Raw genomic sequence first — 19985 nt, 5'->3', positions numbered from 1 at the left:
TTGCGGCGCCGCATACCGACTGCAAAACCCACTGCAAAAAATACTGATATCCCTGGAGAAGACAATGCGTAAATCCTGGCTCGCGGCCACGATCCTGGCTGCCTGCGCGGTCGCCGCGCCCCTGGCCGCCTCGGCCCAGGCTCCCCTGAAGATGGCCTATGCCCTGTCGACGTCGTCGCACTACGGCGCTGGGGCCGACGCCCTGGCCAAGTCGATCGAAGCGTCCAGCAACGGCAAGTACAAGGTACAGCAATTCGCCAACAGCGCGCTGGGCGGCGAACGCGAAGTAATCGAAGGCCTGCAGATAGGCACCATCGACCTGGCCATCGTCTCGACCGGCGCCACCCTGAACTTCGTGCCCGAGACCGGCGTCTTCGACATCCCCTTCCTGCTGCGCGACCTGCAACACGCGCGCAACGTGCTCGACAGCAAGATCGGACAGGATATGCTGGCAAAGTTCCCCAGCCGTGGCATCGTCGCGCTGGCCTGGGGCGAGCAGGGCTTTCGCCACCTGACCAACAACGTGCGCCCGGTCAAGACGCCGGCCGACGCCAAGGGCCTGAAGATCCGCACCACGGAAAACCCGATCCACATCACCGCCTTCCGCCAGATCGGCATCCTGCCGACGCCGATGGCCTGGCCGGAAGTGGCCACCGCCCTGCAGCAGGGCACCATCGACGGTCAGGAAAACCCGCTGTCGGTGATCACCTCGGCCAAGCTGTCGCAGATGCAGAAATACCTGTCGCTGACCGGCCACGTCTACGGCCCGGCGCTGGTGCTGATGTCGGCCAACGTCTATGACGGCCTGTCGGCCGACGACAAGGCCAAGTTCGACAAGGCCGGCAAGGAATCGGCCCAGGCCATGCGCGCCTATGTCGACAACATCGAGAAGACCGGCGTCGAGCAGCTCAAGAAGGAAGGCATGCAGGTGTCCGAAGTCGACCGCGCCGCCTTCGCCGCCGCCGTCGAGCCGGCCTATCCCGAGTACTACAAGAAGTTCGACAAGAAGCTGATCGAGTCGATCCGCGACACCAAGTAAGCGCAAGGCCGGCGCGGCGCGAGGCGCCGGGATGACGGAAGCGAATTTCGTCCCCGGCGGCGCCTGCCGCTCCGCCCTCCGCGCGCTCCGCCATCCGTCCTGGAAACCCCCATGCGTCTGCTCTGCGCCTTAGACCGCATCCTGTTCAAGCTGGTGTCGGTCATCGCCCAACTCCTGCTGGTGGCCGCCGCGGCCGCCGCTTTCTACCAGGTCATCGCCCGCTTCGTGCTGCATTCGCCCGCCGACTGGAGCGAGGTGCTGACCCGCGCCCTGCTGATCTGGACCGTGCTGCTGGGCGTGGCCCTGGCCTTTCGCCACGGTGCCATGATCAGCGTCGAACTGCTGCGCAACCTGCTGGGCGGCATGCGCCGCCGCGTGCTGGAAGCCGTCATCGGCCTGATCTGCGCCGGTTTTCTCGGCTTCATCGCCTGGATCGGCGGCCAGATGACCTACCGCGTGCGTTTCCAGAACGTGCCCAGCCTGGACATCTCGATCTCCTGGATCTACCTGGCGATCCCGGTGGGCGCGACGCTCGCCGCCATCGCCGTGCTGGCGCGCTGGTGCGCCGGCGAAGAAGAAGACGTCCCCGTGCGCAACGACGCGCAGGGCTGAGTCCCGTCCCGAATCCAAGCAGCCGATATCGCCATGTCCCAATTAATGATTGTCTCGATGCTGATTTTCTTCGGGCTGTCCGTGCCGGTCGCCGTGTCGATCGGGCTGGCCAGCCTGGCGGGGGTCGGCGCCGCCAACCTGCCCTGGCTGGTGGTGGCCCAGCAGCTCTATGCCGCGCTGGACAAGTACCCGCTGGTCGCGATCCCGTTCTTCATCCTGGCCGGCAACCTGATGGAAGCCGGCGGCATCTCCGAACGCATGGTGGAGTTCGCCAAGAGCGTGGTCGGCGGCATCCAGGGCGGCCTGGCCTGCACCTGCGTGCTGACCTGCATGATCTTCGCCGCCGTGGCCGGCTCCAGCGTCGCCACCACCTTCGCGGTGGGCGCCATCCTGATCCCGGCCATGATCCGCCACGGCTATCCCGCCCCCTTCGCCGCGTCATTGCAGGCCAGCGCGGCCGAGCTGGGGGTGATCATCCCGCCGTCGATCCCGATGATCCTGTTCGCGGTGTCCACCGACACCTCCACCGGCGAACTGTTCATCGCCGGCGTCATGCCCGGCATCCTGATCGGCGTGGCGCTGATGTTCTACGTGTGGCTCTACGCCAAGCGCAACAACCTGGGCAAGCGCGACGGCGAAGGCCGCCTGCCGCTGTGGCCGGCCTTCAAACGCGCCTGGCTGGCGCTGATGATGCCGGTCATCATCCTGGGCGGCATCTACGGCGGCGTCTTCACCCCGACCGAGGCGTCGGTGGTGGCGGTGATGTACGCGGTGGTGGTGGGCAAGTTCGTCTACCGCCGCCTGAGCTTCAAACAGCTGTCGGACACGCTGCACAAGTCGGTGGTGTCCACCGCCGTGATCATGTTCGTGATCGCCAACGCCGGCGTCTTCAGCTTCCTGCTGAACCGCGCCGGCATCCCCGACGCGCTGGGCGTGTGGCTGGCGCAGCTGTTCGACACCCAGTTCTCGTTCCTGATGGGCGTGAACCTGGCGCTGTTCGTGATCGGCATGTTCATCGAGACCTCGGCCTCGATCGTGGTGCTGGCCCCGCTGCTGCTGCCGGTGGCGCTGAAGTTCGGGGTGGACCCGGTGCACTTCGGCATCATCATGGTGGTCAACCTGGCCCTGGGCATGATCACGCCGCCATTCGGGGTGAATCTGTTCGCGGCGTGCGCGGTGGCCAAATTGCCGCTGGAGCGGTTGATCAAGCCGTTGATTCCGTTCGTGGGGGTGGTGATTGTCTGCCTGATGGTGATTACGTATTGGCCGGGGTTGTCGTTGGGACTGCGCGACCTGGTCTACGCCAAGTAGCAACGCGGCCGGCCGCCACGCGGGCGGCCGCGCGCCACCCCGCCCCGGCGAGAGGGGCGCGGCCTGTAGCAAGCCTGAAAGACAAAGCGCCCGATTCGGGCGCTTTGTGGTTTCGGCAAGCCTAGATTTCGCGTTCTTCCGTCTTGAGGTGGTTGTCGCGGGCGAAATCCACCACGAACTTGTACGCCAGCGGTTCGAGATCGCGCAAGCGCTGGTCGACCACGATGCCACGCACGCCGTCGATGACGACGGGCAGCACGTAGGGCGAGTAGGTGAGGTGGTTACCGGCACAGCCGGCGGGCCGGAACTGTGCCATTACGCCGGCGAGCCGTTCCGCCCAATCGCTGGGGCGAAAGCGGCTACCGCTTTCGGTAACGCCATGAATTACGAATTGTCTGACGCGAGTTGCCATGGATTCTTCACTACGGAACGCCCTTCACGAAGCCGGATCGTCGGCGTGATCAAACTGCGCCCCGCGCCGCGAATTGTATATGATTGATCCTTTGCCCTGTCCCGAAAGGCGATCCGCCCAGGGGAAAAGCCCAGGAGGACCCGCGATGACCTCGCCTCTGGCCAACATCTATGCCCGGCTGCCGGTATCGTTCACCCACGGCCAGGGTGTCTGGCTGTGGGACGCGCAGGGCCGCAAGTACCTGGACGCGCTGGCGGGCATCGGCGTCTCCTGTCTGGGCCACGCCCATCCCCGGCTGGTCGCGGCCATCAGCGAGCAGGCCGCGCGCGTCATCCACACCTCCAATATCTACGAAGTCCCGCAGCAGACCGAGCTGGCCGCGCGCCTGGCGCGGCTGTCCGGCATGCGCGACGTGGTCTTCAACAACAGCGGCTCCGAGGCCAACGAAGCCGCCATCAAGCTGGCGCGCTACTACGCCTACCGGCACGGCAACAGCCACGCCCACATCATCACCATGGACTCGTCCTGGCACGGGCGCACCCTGGCCACGCTGGCCGCCACCGGCAGCGACAAGGCGCGCAAGGGCTTCGAGCCCCTGCCCTCGGGCTTCATCCAGGTGCCGTACAACGATGCCGCCGCGATCCGCGCCGCCGGCGACGCCGAGCCGCGCGTGGCCGCCGTGCTGCTCGAAGCCCTGCAGGGCGAAGGCGGCATCCGTCCCTCCGATGCCGCCTTCCTTCGAGAGGTACGACAACTGTGCACCGAGCGCGGCTGGCTGCTGATGATCGACGAGGTCCAGTCGGGCATCGGCCGCACCGGCAAGTGGTTCGCCCACCAGTGGGCCGACATCGTGCCGGACGTCATGACCCTGGCCAAGGGCCTGGCCGGCGGCGTGCCGATCGGCGCGATGCTGGCCGCCGGCCCCGCGGCGGGCGTGTTCACCCCCGGCAGCCATGGCACCACCTTCGGCGGCGGCCCGCTGGTCTGCGCGGCCGGCCTGGCGGTGCTGGACGCGCTGGAATCGGAAAACCTGCTGGCCAATGCCCACGACGTGGGCGGACACCTGCAGGCGCGGCTGGCCGCCGAACTGGCCGGCGTGCCCGGCGTGGTCGAGGTGCGCGGCCGCGGCCTGATGCTGGGCATCGAACTGACCCGTCCCTGCGGCGTGCTGGCGTTGCGTGCCCTGGAAGCGGGTCTTTTGATCAACGTCACCCGCGACCGCGTCATCCGCCTGCTGCCGCCGCTGGTCCTGTCGCGCGCCGAAGCCGACCAGATCGTCGGCATCCTGGCGTCGCTGATTCGACAGTTCCAGGCCGAACATCCATAATCAACCTCCCGCCCGGGCCACGAGCCCGTCCGGGCCCAATGACCTGCGACATCACCATGACTCCTCCCACGACTCAAAACGGCCCCTTGCGGCACTTTCTGCAGTTCAAGGACTTCTCGTCCGCCGAGATCGCCTACGTGCTGGACCGCGCGCGGCTGATCAAGGAAAAATTCAAGCGCTACGAACCCCACATGCCGCTGCACGACCGCACGCTGGCGATGGTGTTCGAAAAAGCCAGCACCCGTACCCGCGTCTCGTTCGAGGCCGGCATGTACCAGATGGGCGGCTCGGTCATCAACCTGACCTCCAATGATTCCCAGCTGGGCCGCTCCGAGCCCATCGAGGACACCGCGCGCGTCATCTCGCGCATGGTCGACATCGTCATGATCCGCACGTTCGAGCAGACCCGCATCGAGCGCTTCGCCTCGCACTCGCGCGTGCCCGTGATCAACGGCCTGACCAACGAATTCCACCCCTGCCAGATCCTGGCGGACATCTTCACCTACATCGAGCACCGCGGCCCCATCGCCGGCAAGACGGTCGCCTGGGTCGGCGACGCCAACAACATGGCCTACACCTGGCTGCAGGCCGCCGAGATGCTGGGCTTCACGCTGCACGTGTCGACCCCGGCCGGCTACGAGCTCGAAGCCGCCCGCATCGGTTCGCCGTCCGACAAGGTGCTGCGCCAGTTCAAGGACCCGATGCAGGCCTGCCAGGGGGCGCACCTGGTCACCACCGACGTCTGGACCAGCATGGGCTACGAGGCCGAGAACGAAGAGCGCCGCGCCGCCTTCGCCGACTGGTGCGTGGACGCCGAGATGATGGCCGCCGCCGATCCCCAGGCCGTGTTCATGCACTGCCTGCCCGCCCATCGCGGCGAGGAAGTCACCGGCGAAGTCATCGACGGCCCGCAGAGCGTGGTCTGGGATGAGGCCGAGAACCGCCTGCACGTGCAGAAGGCGCTGATGGAGTTCCTGCTGCTGGGCCAGCTCAAGTAAGCAGCGCGCCCGTGAAAAAAGCAGCCCCGTGGGGCTGCTTTTTTTTTATCCGCGCCAGGCGCGGCATTCAGGGCTTGAGCGACTTTTCCCGGCGCACGATGGCGTCGACCACCGCCTGCGGCGCTTCCGGCACCAGCGCGTGGCCGGCGCCCGGGATCACCACCACCGACACGCGCTCGCCGAATTCGTCGCGGATCTCGTTGCGGGTCGATTCCGGCTTGAACAGGTCGGCGCCCGCCTGCAGATCGAGCAGCGGCTTGCTGCCGCCCGACCACCAGTCCGACTGGCGCGTGGCCTTGCCGGCCAGGCGCTGGCTTTCGCTGACCTGGGGGTACCAGCCGTTGAGCCAGACGCTGGCGTCATGGCCCGGCGCGAAGAACGCGTACTGGATGGACTTGAGGCGCTCGGCGTCGGGCAGCGACAGGTCGGCGCTGCGGTCGACGTGCTCGCTCAGGCCGGCGGGATACTTCTTGGCCGCCGCCGCCACGATCACCACGCCGCGCACCAGGTCGGGATGGTCCACGCCCGTGGTGCGCGCCACCCAGTTGCCGAAGGCGTGCCCGATCATCACCACCGGCTGCTTGGCCACGTCGCGGATCACCGCCGCCATGTCGTTGCCGAAGTCATGCAGCGTGATGTCCTTCATCGGTCCGCTGCTGCCGCCGATGCCGCGCGGCTCGGGCCGCAGCACGCGGTAGCCAGCCTGCGCCAGCCGCGCCGCGAGGTCGTCGAAATCCTCCTGGCCGCGGCCGCGCGATGGCAGCAGCACCAGGGCCGGGCCCTGGCCCTGCACCAGCACCTCGATACGGGCGCCGTTGCCCGGCAGCACCGTCACGCGCTCGACCTTGTCCGCAGGCGTCACCGCGGCAGGCGTCGGCGCGGCCTGCGCGGCCACCGATACCCCCGCCGCGCTCAACGCGCCCCACAGCACAATCCTCGCCCATCGCTTGCCCATCGTTGTCTCCTCGTTCTTCTGTGTCAAAGAATCTTCTGGAACATGGTGCGGCGCGTGTTGCGAAACGACGGCCGCACCCGGCTGCTCCAGTCGGTGGCGCGCACCGCCAGCCACGGCGGGCTGCCGAAGGTCTCGCGCGTCTCCAGGTCATAGCAGGCCAGGTAGCGCGGCCCCTGGTCGCGGCATTCATAGCGCTGCGCGCGCACGGTGCCGGGCACCGCGGCCAGCCCCGGCAGGTGTTCCTGGTCGTACCAGGCATTCAGGTCCGCCTCGGCCTCGGGCAGCACGTCGGTCTCGACGATGTAGTGCCAGGGCGCATCCAAGCCGGCCGAGGCGCCGGCCAGGTCCAGGGTCCGGTGCAGCACGCGCGCCTGCGCCCCGGGGAACAGTTCGGCCAGGCGCGCCTGCACTTCCGGCTGGCCACCGGCATCGCCGTCGACATATACGTAGGTCTCGTCCTCCTCGATCGCGGCGAAGGCGCGCAGCCGCACACCGTCCAGCCCTTCGGTCAGGCGTTGCGCCATATCGGCCGCGCGCGTCGCGTCGAAACGCTCGCCCAGCGACACCAGCAATACCGTCTTGTCCATGCAAAGCTCCTTTCAGTGCCCGACGCGCAGCGCCACCAGGAAGCGCGACACCATGTTGTAGGCGGCTACCGTCGCGGCCAGTTCGACCAGTTCCTGATCGTTGTAGCGCGAACGCAGCGGCGCGAACAGCGCGTCCGGCACCTCGATGTCGCGGGTCATGGCATCCGTCAGGGCCAGCACGTCGGCCTCGTCCGCCTCCAGCCCGGCCACCGTGTCCGCCTGGGGGCCGCCGCGCAACTGGTCGACCACCGCCTGCGGCATGCCGGCAGCCAGCGCATGCGGCACGTGCGCATCGAACTCGTAGGGCGCATTGTTCAGCGTCGCCACGCGCAGGATGATCAGTTCGCGCACCCGCGGCGACAGCGACGTATTCAGGCGGATCGCGGTCAGCATCGCCTCCCACCCCTGCACCACGGCGGGACTGTTCAGCAGCACCTGGTACAGCGGCGAGATACGGCCGCGCGCGGCCGCGATGCGCGCTTCCATTTCTGCCAGGGCCGGGCGCGTGCCCGGCACGACCGGCGAGACTCGGCAATCGCTCATGCTCACTCCGGACGAATGTTCTTGCGTTGGATCAGCGAACCCCACTTTTCGCGGTCGGCGGCGATCAGCGCCGCCAGCTCCTGCGGCGAGCTGGGCGCGGCCTGGGCGCCGAACTTCTCCAGCTTGGCGCGCACCGCTTCATTGCCCAGCGCGGCGCGCAGGGCCTGGTTCAGTTTCTCGACCGTGGCCGGCGGCGTGGCGGCGGGCGCAACGATGCCGTACCAGTTGTTCGACTCGACGCCGCTGATGCCCTGCTCGGCCAGCGTCTTGACGTCCGGCAGCAGCGGATGGCGCGTCGGCGCGGCGATGCCCAGCGGCTTGAGCTTGCCGCCCTGGATGTGGCCGATCAGGCCCGGCACGTCGCCGAAGAAGCCAGCCACCTGGTTGCCGAGCACATCGTTGATGACGGGCGCCGCGCCCTTGTACGGCACGTGCAGCACCTTGGCCTTGCTGGCGTCGGCGAACATTTCCAGCGTCAGATGCGGAATGCTGCCGATGCCCGACGAACCGATGGCCACCGATTGCGAAGCCGCCTGCGAACGCTTGACGAAATCCGCCGCGTCGGTCGCCGGATTGGCCGGATTCACCACGAACACGGTGGCGTTGTTGACCACGCGCGACACCGGCGCAAAGTCGCGCACCGGGTCATACGGCAGGTCCTTGTACAAGGCCGGGCTGATGGAGACCGCGCCAACGCTGGTCAGGAACAGCACCGAACCGTCGGCCGGCGCCTTGGCCACGTAGGCCGCGGCGATGTTGCCGTTGGCGCCCGCCTTGTTCTCGACGATGACGGACTGCTTGAGTTCCTTGCCCAGTTGTTCGGCCAGCACGCGGCCCACCAGGTCCACCGGGCCACCGGGCGGGAAGGCGATGATCAGGCGCACCGGGCCATCGGCGTGCGCCGTGGCGCCCAGGCTGGCCAGGCCCAGCAGGCCGGCGAATACGAGTTTCTTGAACATGGATTGTCTCCTCGGGATATCGTGTTTTCTTGTCGCCTGGCAGCAGGCGATGGCGCGGCTACGGAAATCCGTAGAGACGCGCCGGGTTGTCCACCAGGACCTGCCGGCGCGTCTCGGCGTCCGGGCAGGCCAGGAAAAAAGCGTCGGCCAGCTCGCCGTCGTCGGGCATATCGCCCGCCACGTTCGGATGCGGCCAATCCGTGCCCCACAACGTGCGTTCCGGCAGCGCCTGCACCAGGGCGCGCACGAACGGAATGCCTTCGGCAAAGGGGCGCTTGCCCGAGGCGATGCGGTCGATCCCGGACACCTTGACCCAGGCGCGCGGCTCGCGCGCCAGGTCCAGCAGCGCGCGGAACGCCGGCGCGCCCAAGCCTTCGGCGGCCTTGACGCGGCCCATGTGGTCGATCACGAACGGCACCGGCAGCGCCCGCAGGCGCGGCAGCAGCTCCGGCAGCATGGCTCCGTCCAGGTGCAGGCAGACGTGCCAGCCCAGCGGCGCGATCAGCCCGATGACGTGGTCGAACACCGCCGGATCGGGCGCGCCGCCCAGGTGCGGCACGAAGTTGAAGCGCGCGCCGCGCACCCCGCCCTCGTGCAATCGGCGCACGCTGGCCGGCGTGGCGTCCGCGCCCAGCAGCGCCACGCCGCGGTAGCGGCCCTGGCTCTGCGCCAGCGCGTCCAGCAGCGCGGCGTGGTCGCTGCCATGGCAGTTGGCCTGCACCACCACGGCGCGCTGCACGCCAAGGTGCGCATGCAGGGCTGCCATCCTGGCGTAGGGCGCGTCGGGCGGGGTGTAAGAGCGCCCCTCGGCATACGGAAACACATCGGCGGGGCCGAAGACGTGGCAATGCGTATCGCAGGCCCCGGCCGGCAGCGCATGGCGGGGACGGGAAGGCGTGGCTAGCGGGGGACGACAATCGGGCACGGGGCGGGTTCCTGCGGGCAAAACGCCATGCTCATCGATTGCGAGCCGCTTAACAATGCTATATCTTTGATTTCAGATATAGAAAATACAAATATCCATACACCCTTTCCCGCCTCCCGGCCCCACCATGGACCTCAAGCAAATCGAGTATTTCGTGCGCGTCGCCGAACGCCGCAGTTTCTCGCGCGCGGCCGAACTGCTCGACGTGGCCCAGCCCACCCTAAGCCGCCAGGTGCGCCTGCTGGAACTCGAACTGGGCCAGCACCTGCTCTACCGCAACGGCCGCGGCGCCGAACCGACCGAGGCAGGATTGCGTTTCCTGGAGCATGCCCGCGCCCTGCTGGCGCTGGCCGACCGCGCCAAGCAGGACCTGCAGACCCTGCGCGAAACCCCGACGGGCAAGGTGGTGGTCGGCCTGCCGCCCCGCATCGCGCGGGTGCTGACGCCGCCGCTGGTGCAGGCGTTCCGGCGCCGCTTTCCCGATGCATCGATCGCCGTGGCCGAAGGGCTGAGCGCGCAGATGCGCGAATGGCTGCTGGCTGGACGGGTCGACCTGGCGCTGCTGTACGACCCCGCGCCTTCGCCGCAACTGGGCTATGAATCGCTGTTCCGTGAGAATCTGGTGCTGGTGGCCGCCGCCGACCACCAGCCGCCGCTGCCCGCCCGCATCGCGGTGGCCGGCCTCGGCGCATATCCCCTGGTCCTGCCGAGCCTGCCCAACGCCATCCGCACCCTGGTCGAGAGCATCTGCCGCGCCCAGGGGGTACGGCTGCAGGTCGCGGCCGAGGTCGACGCGGTGCAGACCATCGTGGAACTGGCCGCCCAGGGCGACGCCTACGCCATCCTGCCGCGGTCGGCCGCGCGGGGCCCGGCGGCCGAGCACGCGCTGTCGCTCAGCGAGATTGAAGCGCCCCGCATCACCAACAACCTGGTGCTCGCCAGCGCCCGCCACCGCCCCGCCACCCGCCTGGCCAGCGCCACCGGCGACCTGATCCGCCAGTTGAACCTGGCGGCGCTGTTCGAGCCGGCCGCCCCGCCTGCCCACCCCCTGCCCTGACCCCAGCCCGGTCCCCTGCCCGGCCCCCTGCCCGGACCGCCCAAACGCGTTAAAATGGCAGGCAGATTTCTTGTTTGGCGGCTCGTTGCTGTCAAAGTCCCGTTGGCGTCTCACCTCAAACAATGACCACTATCCTCCCGAACCTTCCCACCGGCCAGAAGGTCGGCATCGCCTTTTCCGGCGGCCTCGACACCAGCGCCGCGCTGCTCTGGATGCGCAACAACGGCGCCATCCCCTACGCCTACACCGCGAACCTGGGCCAGCCCGACGAATCCGACTACGACGAGATCCCGCGCAAGGCCATGGCCTACGGCGCCGAGAACGCCCGCCTGATCGACTGCCGCGCGCAGCTCGTGGCCGAAGGCATCGCCGCCCTGCAGGCTGGCGCCTTCCACATCTCGACCGCCGGCATCACCTACTTCAACACCACGCCCATCGGCCGCGCCGTCACCGGCACCATGCTGGTGGCCGCCATGAAGGAAGACAACGTCAACATCTGGGGCGACGGCAGCACCTTCAAGGGCAACGACATCGAGCGCTTCTACCGCTACGGCCTGCTGACCAACCCGGACCTGAAGATCTACAAGCCCTGGCTCGACCAGCAGTTCATCGACCAACTCGGCGGCCGCTCGGAAATGTCCGAGTACATGCGCCAGGCCGGCTTCGACTACAAGATGTCGGCGGAAAAGGCCTACTCCACCGACTCCAACCTGCTCGGCGCCACCCACGAAGCCAAGGACCTGGAACACCTGAACTCCGGCATCCGCATCGTCAAGCCCATCATGGGCGTGGCGTTCTGGCGCGACGACGTCGCCGTCAAGGCCGAGGAAGTCACCGTCCGCTTCGAGGAAGGCCAGCCGGTCGCCCTGAACGGCGTGGAATACAGCGACCCGGTCGAACTGATGCTCGAAGCCAACCGCATCGGCGGCCGCCACGGCCTGGGCATGAGCGACCAGATCGAAAACCGCATCATCGAAGCCAAGAGCCGCGGCATCTACGAAGCCCCGGGCCTGGCCCTGCTGTTCATCGCCTACGAACGCCTGGTCACCGGCATCCACAACGAAGACACCATCGAGCAGTACCGCGAAAGCGGCCGCAAGCTGGGTCGCCTGCTGTACCAGGGCCGCTGGTTCGACCCGCAAGCCATCATGCTGCGCGAAACCGCCCAGCGCTGGGTCGCCCGCGCCATCACCGGCGAAGTCACCATCGAACTGCGCCGCGGCAACGACTACTCGCTGCTGAACACCGAATCGCCCAACCTGACCTACGCCCCCGAGCGCCTGTCGATGGAAAAGGTCGAGAACGCCCCCTTCACCCCCGCCGACCGCATCGGCCAGCTGACCATGCGCAACCTCGACATCGTCGACACCCGCGCCAAGCTGTTCACCTACACGAAGACCGGCCTGCTCTCCGCCTCCGGCACCTCGCTGCCGCAACTGAAGGACGAGGCCAAGAAGAAGTAATTCTTCCCGCCCAACAAAAAGCCCCTCGGCAACACCGAGGGGCTTTTTTTGTTCAACACGCCACACAACGCGAGCCGTCCCGCCCCACCGCCCAAATGCCAAAAGGTGGCCGCCCGCGCGGCCTCCTTTTGGCGACCCCGAAAGATCCTTCTCACTTCAATAAACCATGGGCAAGAACGTCAAGCAAACCGCCCGCCCCAAAGTCCGCCAAGATGCAGACATTGCAGCCCGCCGGGTTGGCGTTGCGGGGGTGCGGGGCGTGTAGATGCGCCCGACGGAATCCGAAGGAGTCGCCGAAGGCGAGGACGAGGATGAGAAAGGGGCAGTCCGGAGCGAACGCTCCGGACCGCAATCGTAGCCCCGCGCCCCCGCAACGCCAACCCGGCGGGCGCCTCAAGAACTCAACCCCCAGGCCTAAAGTTCGACCTGCATCCCCATCTCCACAACCCGATTCGCCGGAATCTTGAAAAACTTCGTGCTCCGCGTCGAATTGCGCGCCATGAACGAGAACACCGCCCGCCGCCACCGCCACAAGGCCGGCTTCCTGGCCGCCACCACCGTCTGCCGCGACAGGAAGTAAGACGTGCGCATCGGCTCCAGATCCAGCTCCGGATACGCCTCCGCCACCAGCCGCAGCGCCTCCGGCACGTCCGGATCTTCCTTGAAACCGTAGTTGATCGTCGCCGCCCAGCTCGACGCGCTCATCTTCTGCACCGTGAAGCGCTCGTCCTCGGACACATAGGGCACGTCGGCCACCCGGATCGTCAGGAACAGCACATGGTCATGCAGCACCTTGTTGTGCTTCAGGTTATGCAGCAGCGCCGGCGGCACATTGCCCGAATTCATCGTCATGAAGATCGCCGTGCCCGGCACCCGCGACGGCGGATAGGCCTCCAGCTGCTCCATGAATTCCTTGAGCGGCTGGCGGTCGCGCTGCTGCATGTCGGACAGCAGCCGACGGCCGCGGCGCCAGGTCATCATCAGCGTGAACACCACGATCGCCACCACCAGCGGCAGCCAGCCGCCTTCGTGGATCTTGAAGACGTTGGCCGAGAACAGCAGCACATCGAACAACAGCAGCAGGCCCAGCACCACGAACCACAGCATGCGCTTGGCGCCCGTCGTACCCCGCGGCAGCACCGCGAACGCCAACACCGACGTCGTCAGCATCGTCCCCGTCACTGCGAAACCGTAGGCCGCCGCCAGGTTGTCGGAATTGCGGAACAGCAGCACCAGCACAAGCACCGCGCACAGCAGCAGCGCATTGACCTGCGGCAGGTAGATCTGGCCCTTCTCCACCGCCGACGTGTGCAGGATCTGCATGCGCGGCCAGAACCCCAGCTGCACCGCCTGGCGCGTCACCGAGTAAGCGCCCGAGATCACCGCCTGCGACGCCACGATGGTGGCCACCGTCGCCAGCGCCACCAGCGGCGCCAGGCCCCACTCCGGCGCCATCATGAAGAAAGGATTGCGGATCGCGCTGGGGTCGCGCAACAACAGCGCGCCCTGGCCGAAATAGCACAACGTCAACGCCGGCAGCACCATGCTGAACCAGGCGCTGCGGATGGCCGGGCGGCCGAAATGGCCCATGTCGGCATACAGCGCCTCGGCGCCGGTCAGCGCCAGCACCACCGCGCCCAGCAGCACGAAACTGATCCACGGGAATTCGACGATGAAGCGCAGGCCCCACATCGGATTGAGCGCCGCCAGCACCTCGGGCGTCTGCCACACCTGCCAGGCGCCCAGCGCCGCCAGCGTGCCGAACCACAGCAGCATCACCGGCCCGAACAGCTTGCCCATGGCGCCCGTGCCGTGCGACTGGATCGCAAACAGCGCCACCAGCACCACCAGCGCCAACGGCACCACCCACGCATCCAGCGTGTGCGACACGATGCCGATCCCCTCCAGCGCCGACAGCACCGAGATCGCCGGCGTGATCATGCTGTCGCCATAGAACAGCGCCGCGCCGAAAATGCCCAGCACGATCAATACCCAGCGCAGCTTGCCCTCGCGGCTGCGCACCGCCAGCTCCAGCAGGGCCAGCGTGCCGCCTTCACCGCGGTTGTCGGCGCGCAGCACCAGCGTCACGTACTTGAACGACACCACCACCATCAACATCCAGAACAGGATGGACAGCACACCCAGCAAGTGGGCCGGCTCCAGGTCGGTGTGCACGCTCAGCCCGGTGAGGCACGCGCGCAGCGTGTACAGCGGACTGGTGCCGATATCGCCATACACCACGCCCAGCGCCCCCAGGACGAGAGCCGCGCGCGACGAAGGTGCATGCCCGCCGGCGGCGTGGCCGTTGGACGAGGGAGGAACGCTGACCGAGCCCTGGCTCATGATGTGGGTTCTTGCCGAGTGAGTTGAGCCCCCTTGCGAGGGCCGGGAAACACGACCGAAAGCCGCGTTCCGGAAAAATCCGGGCGGCTGGTGAGCTTCCACCAGGCGCCGTGGGCGTGCGCGATCTCGCGCACAATGGCCAATCCCAGGCCCGAACCGCCGGCGCTGGCCGACGGGGAACGATAGAACGCCTCGAAGACGCGGTCGCGTTCTTCGGGAGGAATGCCTGGGCCATCGTCCTCGACCGTCAACGAAGGCGGGTTGGCGCCCACGATCAAGGTGATCCGGCCGGTGGCGTTGCCGTAGCGCAGCGCATTGTCGATCAGGTTGCCCAGCAACTCGGCCAGCAACAACGGATCGGCGTCGATCCAGATCGGCGCATCCGGGGCCACCAGGTCCAGCTCATAGCGCGCCTCGCGCACCCGCGGAAACCACTCCGCGCCGTGCGCCCGCACCCATTCGCACAGGTCGATGCGCACGAAGCTGTCCTGCGGCCGGGCGTTGGGGTCGGCCCGCGCCAGCACCAGCAGTTGCTGGCCCAGGCGGATCATGCGATCACTGACCGCCTTGATGCGCTCGGCGCGCGCCCGCACATCGTCGGGCAGGGGCCGGGCCAGCATCAGTTCTGATTCCAGGCGCAGCCCCGACAGGGGCGTGCGCAACTGGTGCGCGGCGTGGCCGATGAAGCGCCGCTGCGCCGCCAGCGAAGCATCGAGCCGCAGCAGCAGGTCGTTGGTATGCGTGACCAGCGGTTCGATCTCGACCGGCACGCCGACCACTTCCAGTGGCTGCATGTCGTCGATGGAACGCTGGCGGATTTCCTCGGACAGGTGGTTGACCGAGCGCAGGCCGGAGCGCACACCCTGCACCACGACCCAGGTGAACAGGCCGATCAACGCCACCTGCCCCACCACCATCAGCCAGAAAAAGTCCTCCAGCATCCAGAGGGACATGTCGATCTTGTGGGTGATGACCCAGGTGGCGGCCAGGTCCAGCAGCACCAGCAGCAGGATGGGCGGCATCAGCCGGATGACCAGATGCCGCGCGAGCGAACGGGAGGGGAGCAAGGGGCGCGAGGCCGTAGGAGCGGGAGGAGTGCGTTCTAGCGTCATGACGCGGTGCCCTCGCTTAGGCGGGCAGGGATTCCGGCCGCCGCGGGCCGGCTACGCCAGCCGGCGCCAGGCGGCCAGGGAGGCCGTCAGGCCGTTTCCACATCCAGCATGTAGCCGAAGCCACGCACGGTCTGGATGCTGGCGCCGGTGCCTTCCAGGCGCTTGCGCAGGCGGTATACGTAGACTTCCACTGCGTTTTCGCTGAAATCGGCATCCCAGGCGGACAGGGAATTCACGATCTGGCGCTTGGTGACCACGCGGCCCACGCGGGCCATCAGCATTTCCAGCACGGACAGCTCGCGCACCGACAGCGACAGGCGCTGGCCATTGGCGCGGACTTCGCGGCCGACGGTGTCGAACACCAGCGGCCCGACTTCGATCAAAGGCTGCGCCTGCCCCGCGCGGCGGCGGCCGAAGGCGCGCACCCGGGCGGCCAGCTCGGGCAGTTCGAAAGGCTTGGTGACGTAGTCATCGGCGCCGGCATCCAGGCCGGCGACGCGGTCCTCGATGCCATCACGGGCCGTCAGGATCAGCACCGGCACCTGGTTGCCGTCCTGGCGCAGTTGACGCAGCACGTCCAGGCCGCTCATGCCCGGCAGGTTGAGGTCGAGCAGCATCAGGTCATACGGCTGGCCTGCCAGCGCGCCCAGAACCCGGTCGCCGTCGGTGAGCCAGTCGACCGCATAACCCTGGTCGGCCAGAAATTCCTGGAGCGCATGGCCCAGGGTGGTGTCGTCTTCGATTACCAGAACTCGCATGCCGCGATTCTAGCGCGATCCCGGAAAAAACGGGGCGCGAAATGCGCCCCGCTGCCGGGAATCGTTCAACGGGCGGACGGTGCCGGGGCGGCTCCGCCTGCTGCCGGGGCCTCCCCCGCCGGCGCGCCCGAGGGCGGCGTGGTGACGAAGCCGATGCGCGTCATGCCCGACCGGCGCGCCGAAGCCATGACCTTGGCCAGGGTCTCGTAGCGGGTATTCTGGTCGGCGCGGATGCGGATCTCGGGTTGCGGCTTGGTGCCGGCGATCGACTTGAAGCGGTTCGGCAGGTCGTCGATATTGACCGGCTTTTCGTCCCAGAACAGCGCGCCGCCGGCATCGATGGCCAGATCCACGGTCTTGGGTTCTTCCTCGATCTGCTCGGCGGCCACCTGGGGCATGTTGATCTTGATCGAGTGGGCCAGCAACGGCGCCGTGATGATGAAGATCACCAGCAGCACCAGCATGACGTCGATCAACGGCACCATGTTGATCTCGGAAACCGTATGGCTCCCGGATCCCTTGCCCTCGAAGCTGCCAAAAGCCATTATTCGCTCCCGCGTTGAACCGCGGCGCCGTTACCGTGCTGGCGGCGCAGGGCGCGCACCTTGCTGTCCGACAGGGCCACTTGCTGGCCGGTCGTCAGGAAGGCGAACAGGTCGTGCGCAAAGGCATCCAGGCGCGACAGGTAGACGCGGTTGTTGCGCACGAAGGTGTTGTAGGCCAGCACCGCCGGAATGGCGACCGCCAGACCCAGGCCGGTCATGATCAGGGCCTCGCCCACCGGACCGGCGATGCGGTTGATGGTGACGCCATCGGACAGGCCGATACCGACCAGCGCATGGTACACGCCCCACACGGTGCCGAACAGGCCGACGAACGGCGCGGTCGAGCCCACCGAGGCCAGCACCGTCAGGCCGTTTTCGAGCTTGGCGGTTTCCTCGTCGATCACCTTGCGCATGGTGCGGGTGACGAAATCGCCGTTCGAGCCGGCTTCTTCCAGCTTGGTGGCGCCGAACTTGTTGTGATGCGCCTGGGCATGCATGGCGTGGCTGGCCAGGTGCGAGAACGGATCACGCGCCCCGTGCGTGGTGATTTCGTGCTCGACCTGTTCCAGCGAGCTGGAGTTCCAGAACTTGTTCAGGAAGTCGGCCGAGCGGCGGCGCATGCTGATGTTGCTGCCGACCTTGACCAGGATCAGGTACCAGGTCACCAGCGACATCAGGATCAGGATGATGAACAGGGTCTTGCCGACGAAGTCGCTCTGCGCGACGAAGTGCAGGAAGCCCATGTCGGGGACCGGCGCCGGTGCCGGCACCGGCGCGGCCGCGGGCAGCGCGGCGGCGGCGCTGTGCAGCGCCTCCGCGGATTGCTGGACGGCGCCGGTGGCCTGCTGGACGATGCCGCCGGCCGCGGTGGCGGCTTGCTGGGCGGCGGGCGCCGCAGCGGCGGCGGCGGGTGCCGCGGCCGCCGGAGCCGCTGCCGGGCTGGTGGCCGCCTGCGCCACCAGGGTGGCGCTGTGCATTGCGTTGGACATCTCAGTTCCTCATTACGAAATCGAACGGAATCTTTGCTTTGGCGGGATAAGCCACGCCATTGCGGCTATAGGGTTTCATGCGGGCCTTGCGCGCGGCGGCCAATGCCGACTCGTCCAGCCTGGGGAAGCCCGAGGACGAATCGACGGTGGCCCGCTCGACCAGTCCCTGGGTATTGATTTCCACCAGCACCACCACCCGGCCCTCTTCCCGCATGCGGCGCGATGCCATCGGGTAGTTGGGCATGGGCCGCGCCCCCAGGTATTCGATCTGGGTTTCCTGCAGGATCTGGTCGGGCGGCGGACCTTGGCGCGGCGCCTGCGTGGTCTGCGCGCCGTCGGGGGTACCGGTGGGCGGCGTTTCGACGGGCGGCGTCTCGGGCTTGGGCTCGGGTTTGACTTCCTGCTTGGGCTGGGGCTTGGGTTTCGGCTTGGGCTTCGGCTTGGGGGCCGGCATCGGCGGTTTTTCGACCACCGGTTCGGGTTCGGGCTCCGGTTCGGGCTCCACCTTCGGATCCGGCTCGGGTTCGGGCTCGATCTCGGGCTGTGGTTCGGGCGGCGTTTCGGTCACCGGTTGCGGCACTTCCGGCGTGGGGTCGGCTTTGGCGATCTGGGGAGTGGGAGCATCCACCACACTCACCATGATGGCCTCGGGTTCCTCCAGTTCAGGACGGTTCTCGGGAGCCAGGTAAATGGCATAGACCACTGCGGCGTGTAGCGCAACGACCGCCAGGCCAGCGCCTACGCGTATACCAAGGGAAGACGGCGGTGAAGTGTTCAAACCACGTTGAAAGCTAGGCATGAATCAGCCAGGGTGCATTAACTTATCTGGCCAGCCAGGAAAACGCGCGCCACGGACGCGCGCCGGCTGACCGGTACAAGCCAAACATCATATCTTAAATGCGAATGATTCGCACGTCATATTTCGTCTGCAATAGCGTAACACCCAGATGCACCGCCAACCCTGCGCGCGCGCAAACAAGCCCACAACCCGCACAGGAACGAACACACACCACGCGCTCTTTCGCCAGCGCCTGCGCCACGGAGCCTGCGCGCACCGCATCCACACGGCGCATCCACAGTGCGCATCCCCAGTGCGCATCCACATGGCTCGCGTCCGCAAGCCTGCCCAGACGCCCCCCTACATGCGCACGACAAGCGCAAAAACAAAAAACCCGCCACGGTACCGTGTGCGGGTTTCTGTTTCGGCTTGCTGATGGTGGGTGCTACAGGGGTCGAACCTGTGACCTACGCCTTGTAAGGGCGCCGCTCTACCAACTGAGCTAAGCACCCGTCTTGGTGTCGAATCTGCCGCGAACGTCACGCGGAAAATCGCTGGCCGGGGTACTCAAAAGCAATACGCGGGCCGGAGTATACCGGACCGCGTACCTGTCGGCAAATCAACGGGTGCCGTGCCCGTGCAATCTGCCTGGCCGTCGATCAGTTGACGGCGTCCTTCAGGGCCTTGCCCGGACGGAACTTCGGCACCTTGGCCTTCTTGATCTTGATGGTTTCGCCGGTGCGCGGGTTGCGGCCGGTACGAGCGGCGCGAGCCGACACGGCAAACGTGCCGAAGCCCACCAGCGTGACCGTACCGCCCTTCTTCAGGGTGGTCTTGACGGCACCGATCAGGGCGTCAAGCGAACGACCGGCGGCAGCCTTGGAGATATCGGCCTTGCTGGCAATGTGATCGATGAGTTCGGTTTTGTTCATTCAGGTGTACCCCTCACAAGGTATGGAGTCTGCCGGGAGTGCAGTTCATGGCTGTCATGTTGGACGCCACGACTTGACGCGAAGACCCGACAAACGACGAACAGACTAGTGGATAAACTTTTTCTTGCGCTGCAAAGCACAACTTTTAAACTGCTGCGCCGCCTGGGTTTCAAGGGCTTTGCAGCTCCAGAACCGTCAGCGACGCAGACGTGTATTAGGCCTTGGCGTAGAGCGGCTGTCAAGCGAAAACCTCACCACAAGCCGCACCAATACTAGCTTTTAGGCCTTTTCGCAATAAACAAAAACACGCATTTCGGGGTTTGCGCGACAACGCCAAGTG

General features: G+C 67.0%; 20 protein-coding genes and 1 tRNA gene. 7 read left to right on the top strand and 14 right to left on the bottom strand.

Features of this window, described 5'->3' with window-relative positions; translation table 11 throughout:
- Positions 1–64 precede the first annotated feature (64 nt).
- The 3 genes from AT699_RS09270 (at position 65) to AT699_RS09260 (ending at position 2962) form a co-directional block, all read left to right on the top strand.
- A complete protein-coding gene (locus AT699_RS09270; RefSeq protein ID WP_006388529.1) occupies positions 65–1039 on the top strand; it encodes a TRAP transporter substrate-binding protein in 975 nt (324 codons plus the stop codon).
- Positions 1040–1150: 111 nt separating this feature from the next.
- The gene (locus AT699_RS09265) at positions 1151–1651 is read left to right on the top strand and encodes a TRAP transporter small permease (RefSeq protein WP_024068297.1); all 501 of its coding nucleotides are present in this window, start codon (positions 1151–1153) and stop codon (positions 1649–1651) included.
- A gap of 33 nt (positions 1652–1684) precedes the next feature.
- Positions 1685–2962: a TRAP transporter large permease gene (locus AT699_RS09260; RefSeq protein ID WP_006388527.1), complete on the top strand. Its 1278-nt coding sequence runs from the start codon at positions 1685–1687 to the stop codon at positions 2960–2962.
- A 121-nt stretch (positions 2963–3083) separates the two neighbouring features.
- Here AT699_RS09260 and AT699_RS09255 read toward each other — a convergent pair whose 3' ends face one another.
- A complete protein-coding gene (locus AT699_RS09255) occupies positions 3084–3374 on the bottom strand; it encodes a DUF3579 domain-containing protein (protein WP_006388526.1) in 291 nt (96 codons plus the stop codon).
- Positions 3375–3519: 145 nt separating this feature from the next.
- On the opposite strand from AT699_RS09255, the gene AT699_RS09250 reads away from it, so the two are divergent.
- Entirely contained in the window at positions 3520–4701 is a 1182-nt protein-coding gene (locus AT699_RS09250; RefSeq protein WP_024068295.1) for an aspartate aminotransferase family protein, read from the top strand.
- A 56-nt stretch (positions 4702–4757) separates the two neighbouring features.
- Positions 4758–5699, top strand: a complete 942-nt coding sequence (gene argF, locus AT699_RS09245) for an ornithine carbamoyltransferase (protein ID WP_026382721.1) — start codon at positions 4758–4760, stop codon at positions 5697–5699.
- Between the two features lie 67 nt (positions 5700–5766).
- Here argF and AT699_RS09240 read toward each other — a convergent pair whose 3' ends face one another.
- Genes AT699_RS09240 through AT699_RS09220 form a run of 5 tightly spaced genes read right to left on the bottom strand, consistent with a single transcriptional unit; the run spans position 5767 to position 9668 of the window.
- A complete protein-coding gene (locus AT699_RS09240) occupies positions 5767–6654 on the bottom strand; it encodes an alpha/beta fold hydrolase (protein WP_081247879.1) in 888 nt (295 codons plus the stop codon).
- Between the two features lie 23 nt (positions 6655–6677).
- Positions 6678–7241 (bottom strand): DUF4286 family protein, encoded by a 564-nt coding sequence (locus AT699_RS09235; protein ID WP_024068293.1) that lies wholly within the window; start codon positions 7239–7241, stop codon positions 6678–6680.
- Positions 7242–7253: 12 nt separating this feature from the next.
- On the bottom strand, positions 7254–7784 hold the full coding sequence (locus tag AT699_RS09230) for a carboxymuconolactone decarboxylase family protein (protein ID WP_024068292.1): 531 nt from the start codon (positions 7782–7784) through the stop codon (positions 7254–7256).
- 2 nt (positions 7785–7786) lie between these two features.
- Positions 7787–8743 carry a Bug family tripartite tricarboxylate transporter substrate binding protein gene (locus AT699_RS09225; protein WP_020924426.1) on the bottom strand — a complete coding sequence of 319 codons (957 nt, stop codon included), beginning with the start codon at positions 8741–8743 and terminating at the stop codon, positions 7787–7789.
- A gap of 58 nt (positions 8744–8801) precedes the next feature.
- Positions 8802–9668, bottom strand: a complete 867-nt coding sequence (locus tag AT699_RS09220) for an amidohydrolase family protein (RefSeq protein WP_024068291.1) — start codon at positions 9666–9668, stop codon at positions 8802–8804.
- A 127-nt stretch (positions 9669–9795) separates the two neighbouring features.
- On the opposite strand from AT699_RS09220, the gene AT699_RS09215 reads away from it, so the two are divergent.
- Entirely contained in the window at positions 9796–10725 is a 930-nt protein-coding gene (locus AT699_RS09215; protein WP_024068290.1) for a LysR substrate-binding domain-containing protein, read from the top strand.
- A gap of 122 nt (positions 10726–10847) precedes the next feature.
- Positions 10848–12188, top strand: coding sequence for an argininosuccinate synthase (gene argG, locus AT699_RS09210; RefSeq protein ID WP_006388517.1), 1341 nt, complete (start codon positions 10848–10850; stop codon positions 12186–12188).
- Between the two features lie 414 nt (positions 12189–12602).
- Here the strand turns inward: argG and AT699_RS09205 are convergent, their stop codons facing one another.
- From AT699_RS09205 to AT699_RS09170, 8 genes are all read right to left on the bottom strand, one after another.
- Positions 12603–14531, bottom strand: a complete 1929-nt coding sequence (locus tag AT699_RS09205) for a potassium transporter Kup (RefSeq protein WP_006388516.1) — start codon at positions 14529–14531, stop codon at positions 12603–12605.
- Positions 14528–15643: a sensor histidine kinase gene (locus tag AT699_RS09200; RefSeq protein ID WP_006388515.1), complete on the bottom strand. Its 1116-nt coding sequence runs from the start codon at positions 15641–15643 to the stop codon at positions 14528–14530. The genes AT699_RS09205 and AT699_RS09200 overlap by 4 nt, the downstream gene beginning before the upstream one ends.
- Positions 15644–15729: 86 nt before the next feature.
- Positions 15730–16401, bottom strand: a complete 672-nt coding sequence (locus tag AT699_RS09195; protein ID WP_024068289.1) for a response regulator transcription factor — start codon at positions 16399–16401, stop codon at positions 15730–15732.
- A gap of 65 nt (positions 16402–16466) precedes the next feature.
- Positions 16467–16946, bottom strand: coding sequence for an ExbD/TolR family protein (locus tag AT699_RS09190; RefSeq protein WP_006388514.1), 480 nt, complete (start codon positions 16944–16946; stop codon positions 16467–16469).
- A complete protein-coding gene (locus AT699_RS09185; protein ID WP_024068288.1) occupies positions 16946–17935 on the bottom strand; it encodes a MotA/TolQ/ExbB proton channel family protein in 990 nt (329 codons plus the stop codon). Before AT699_RS09185 ends, AT699_RS09190 begins: the two co-directional genes overlap by 1 nt.
- A 1-nt stretch (position 17936) precedes the next feature.
- A complete protein-coding gene (locus AT699_RS09180) occupies positions 17937–18734 on the bottom strand; it encodes an energy transducer TonB (RefSeq protein WP_038503127.1) in 798 nt (265 codons plus the stop codon).
- A 415-nt stretch (positions 18735–19149) separates the two neighbouring features.
- Positions 19150–19225 (bottom strand) — tRNA-Val (locus AT699_RS09175).
- 147 nt (positions 19226–19372) lie between these two features.
- On the bottom strand, positions 19373–19645 hold the full coding sequence (locus AT699_RS09170; RefSeq protein ID WP_003812968.1) for an HU family DNA-binding protein: 273 nt from the start codon (positions 19643–19645) through the stop codon (positions 19373–19375).
- Positions 19646–19985: the final 340 nt, after the last annotated feature.

The sequence above is a fragment of the Achromobacter xylosoxidans genome (assembly GCF_001457475.1).
GTDB lineage: Bacteria > Pseudomonadota > Gammaproteobacteria > Burkholderiales > Burkholderiaceae_B > Achromobacter > Achromobacter xylosoxidans.
This window is presented reverse-complemented; position numbering and strand designations above follow the sequence as displayed.

Coding starts and splice junctions, on each gene's coding strand:
- AT699_RS09270 (WP_006388529.1), top strand. CDS start 65: ATGCGTAAATCCTGGCTCGCGGCCACGATCCTGGCTGCCTGCGCGGTC.
- AT699_RS09265 (WP_024068297.1), top strand. CDS start 1,151: ATGCGTCTGCTCTGCGCCTTAGACCGCATCCTGTTCAAGCTGGTGTCG.
- AT699_RS09260 (WP_006388527.1), top strand. CDS start 1,685: ATGTCCCAATTAATGATTGTCTCGATGCTGATTTTCTTCGGGCTGTCC.
- AT699_RS09255 (WP_006388526.1), bottom strand. CDS start 3,374: ATGGCAACTCGCGTCAGACAATTCGTAATTCATGGCGTTACCGAAAGC.
- AT699_RS09250 (WP_024068295.1), top strand. CDS start 3,520: ATGACCTCGCCTCTGGCCAACATCTATGCCCGGCTGCCGGTATCGTTC.
- argF (WP_026382721.1), top strand. CDS start 4,758: ATGACTCCTCCCACGACTCAAAACGGCCCCTTGCGGCACTTTCTGCAG.
- AT699_RS09240 (WP_081247879.1), bottom strand. CDS start 6,654: ATGGGCAAGCGATGGGCGAGGATTGTGCTGTGGGGCGCGTTGAGCGCG.
- AT699_RS09235 (WP_024068293.1), bottom strand. CDS start 7,241: ATGGACAAGACGGTATTGCTGGTGTCGCTGGGCGAGCGTTTCGACGCG.
- AT699_RS09230 (WP_024068292.1), bottom strand. CDS start 7,784: ATGAGCGATTGCCGAGTCTCGCCGGTCGTGCCGGGCACGCGCCCGGCC.
- AT699_RS09225 (WP_020924426.1), bottom strand. CDS start 8,743: ATGTTCAAGAAACTCGTATTCGCCGGCCTGCTGGGCCTGGCCAGCCTG.
- AT699_RS09215 (WP_024068290.1), top strand. CDS start 9,796: ATGGACCTCAAGCAAATCGAGTATTTCGTGCGCGTCGCCGAACGCCGC.
- argG (WP_006388517.1), top strand. CDS start 10,848: ATGACCACTATCCTCCCGAACCTTCCCACCGGCCAGAAGGTCGGCATC.
- AT699_RS09205 (WP_006388516.1), bottom strand. CDS start 14,531: ATGAGCCAGGGCTCGGTCAGCGTTCCTCCCTCGTCCAACGGCCACGCC.
- AT699_RS09200 (WP_006388515.1), bottom strand. CDS start 15,643: ATGACGCTAGAACGCACTCCTCCCGCTCCTACGGCCTCGCGCCCCTTG.
- AT699_RS09195 (WP_024068289.1), bottom strand. CDS start 16,401: ATGCGAGTTCTGGTAATCGAAGACGACACCACCCTGGGCCATGCGCTC.
- AT699_RS09190 (WP_006388514.1), bottom strand. CDS start 16,946: ATGGCTTTTGGCAGCTTCGAGGGCAAGGGATCCGGGAGCCATACGGTT.
- AT699_RS09185 (WP_024068288.1), bottom strand. CDS start 17,935: ATGTCCAACGCAATGCACAGCGCCACCCTGGTGGCGCAGGCGGCCACC.
- AT699_RS09180 (WP_038503127.1), bottom strand. CDS start 18,734: ATGCCTAGCTTTCAACGTGGTTTGAACACTTCACCGCCGTCTTCCCTT.
- AT699_RS09170 (WP_003812968.1), bottom strand. CDS start 19,645: ATGAACAAAACCGAACTCATCGATCACATTGCCAGCAAGGCCGATATC.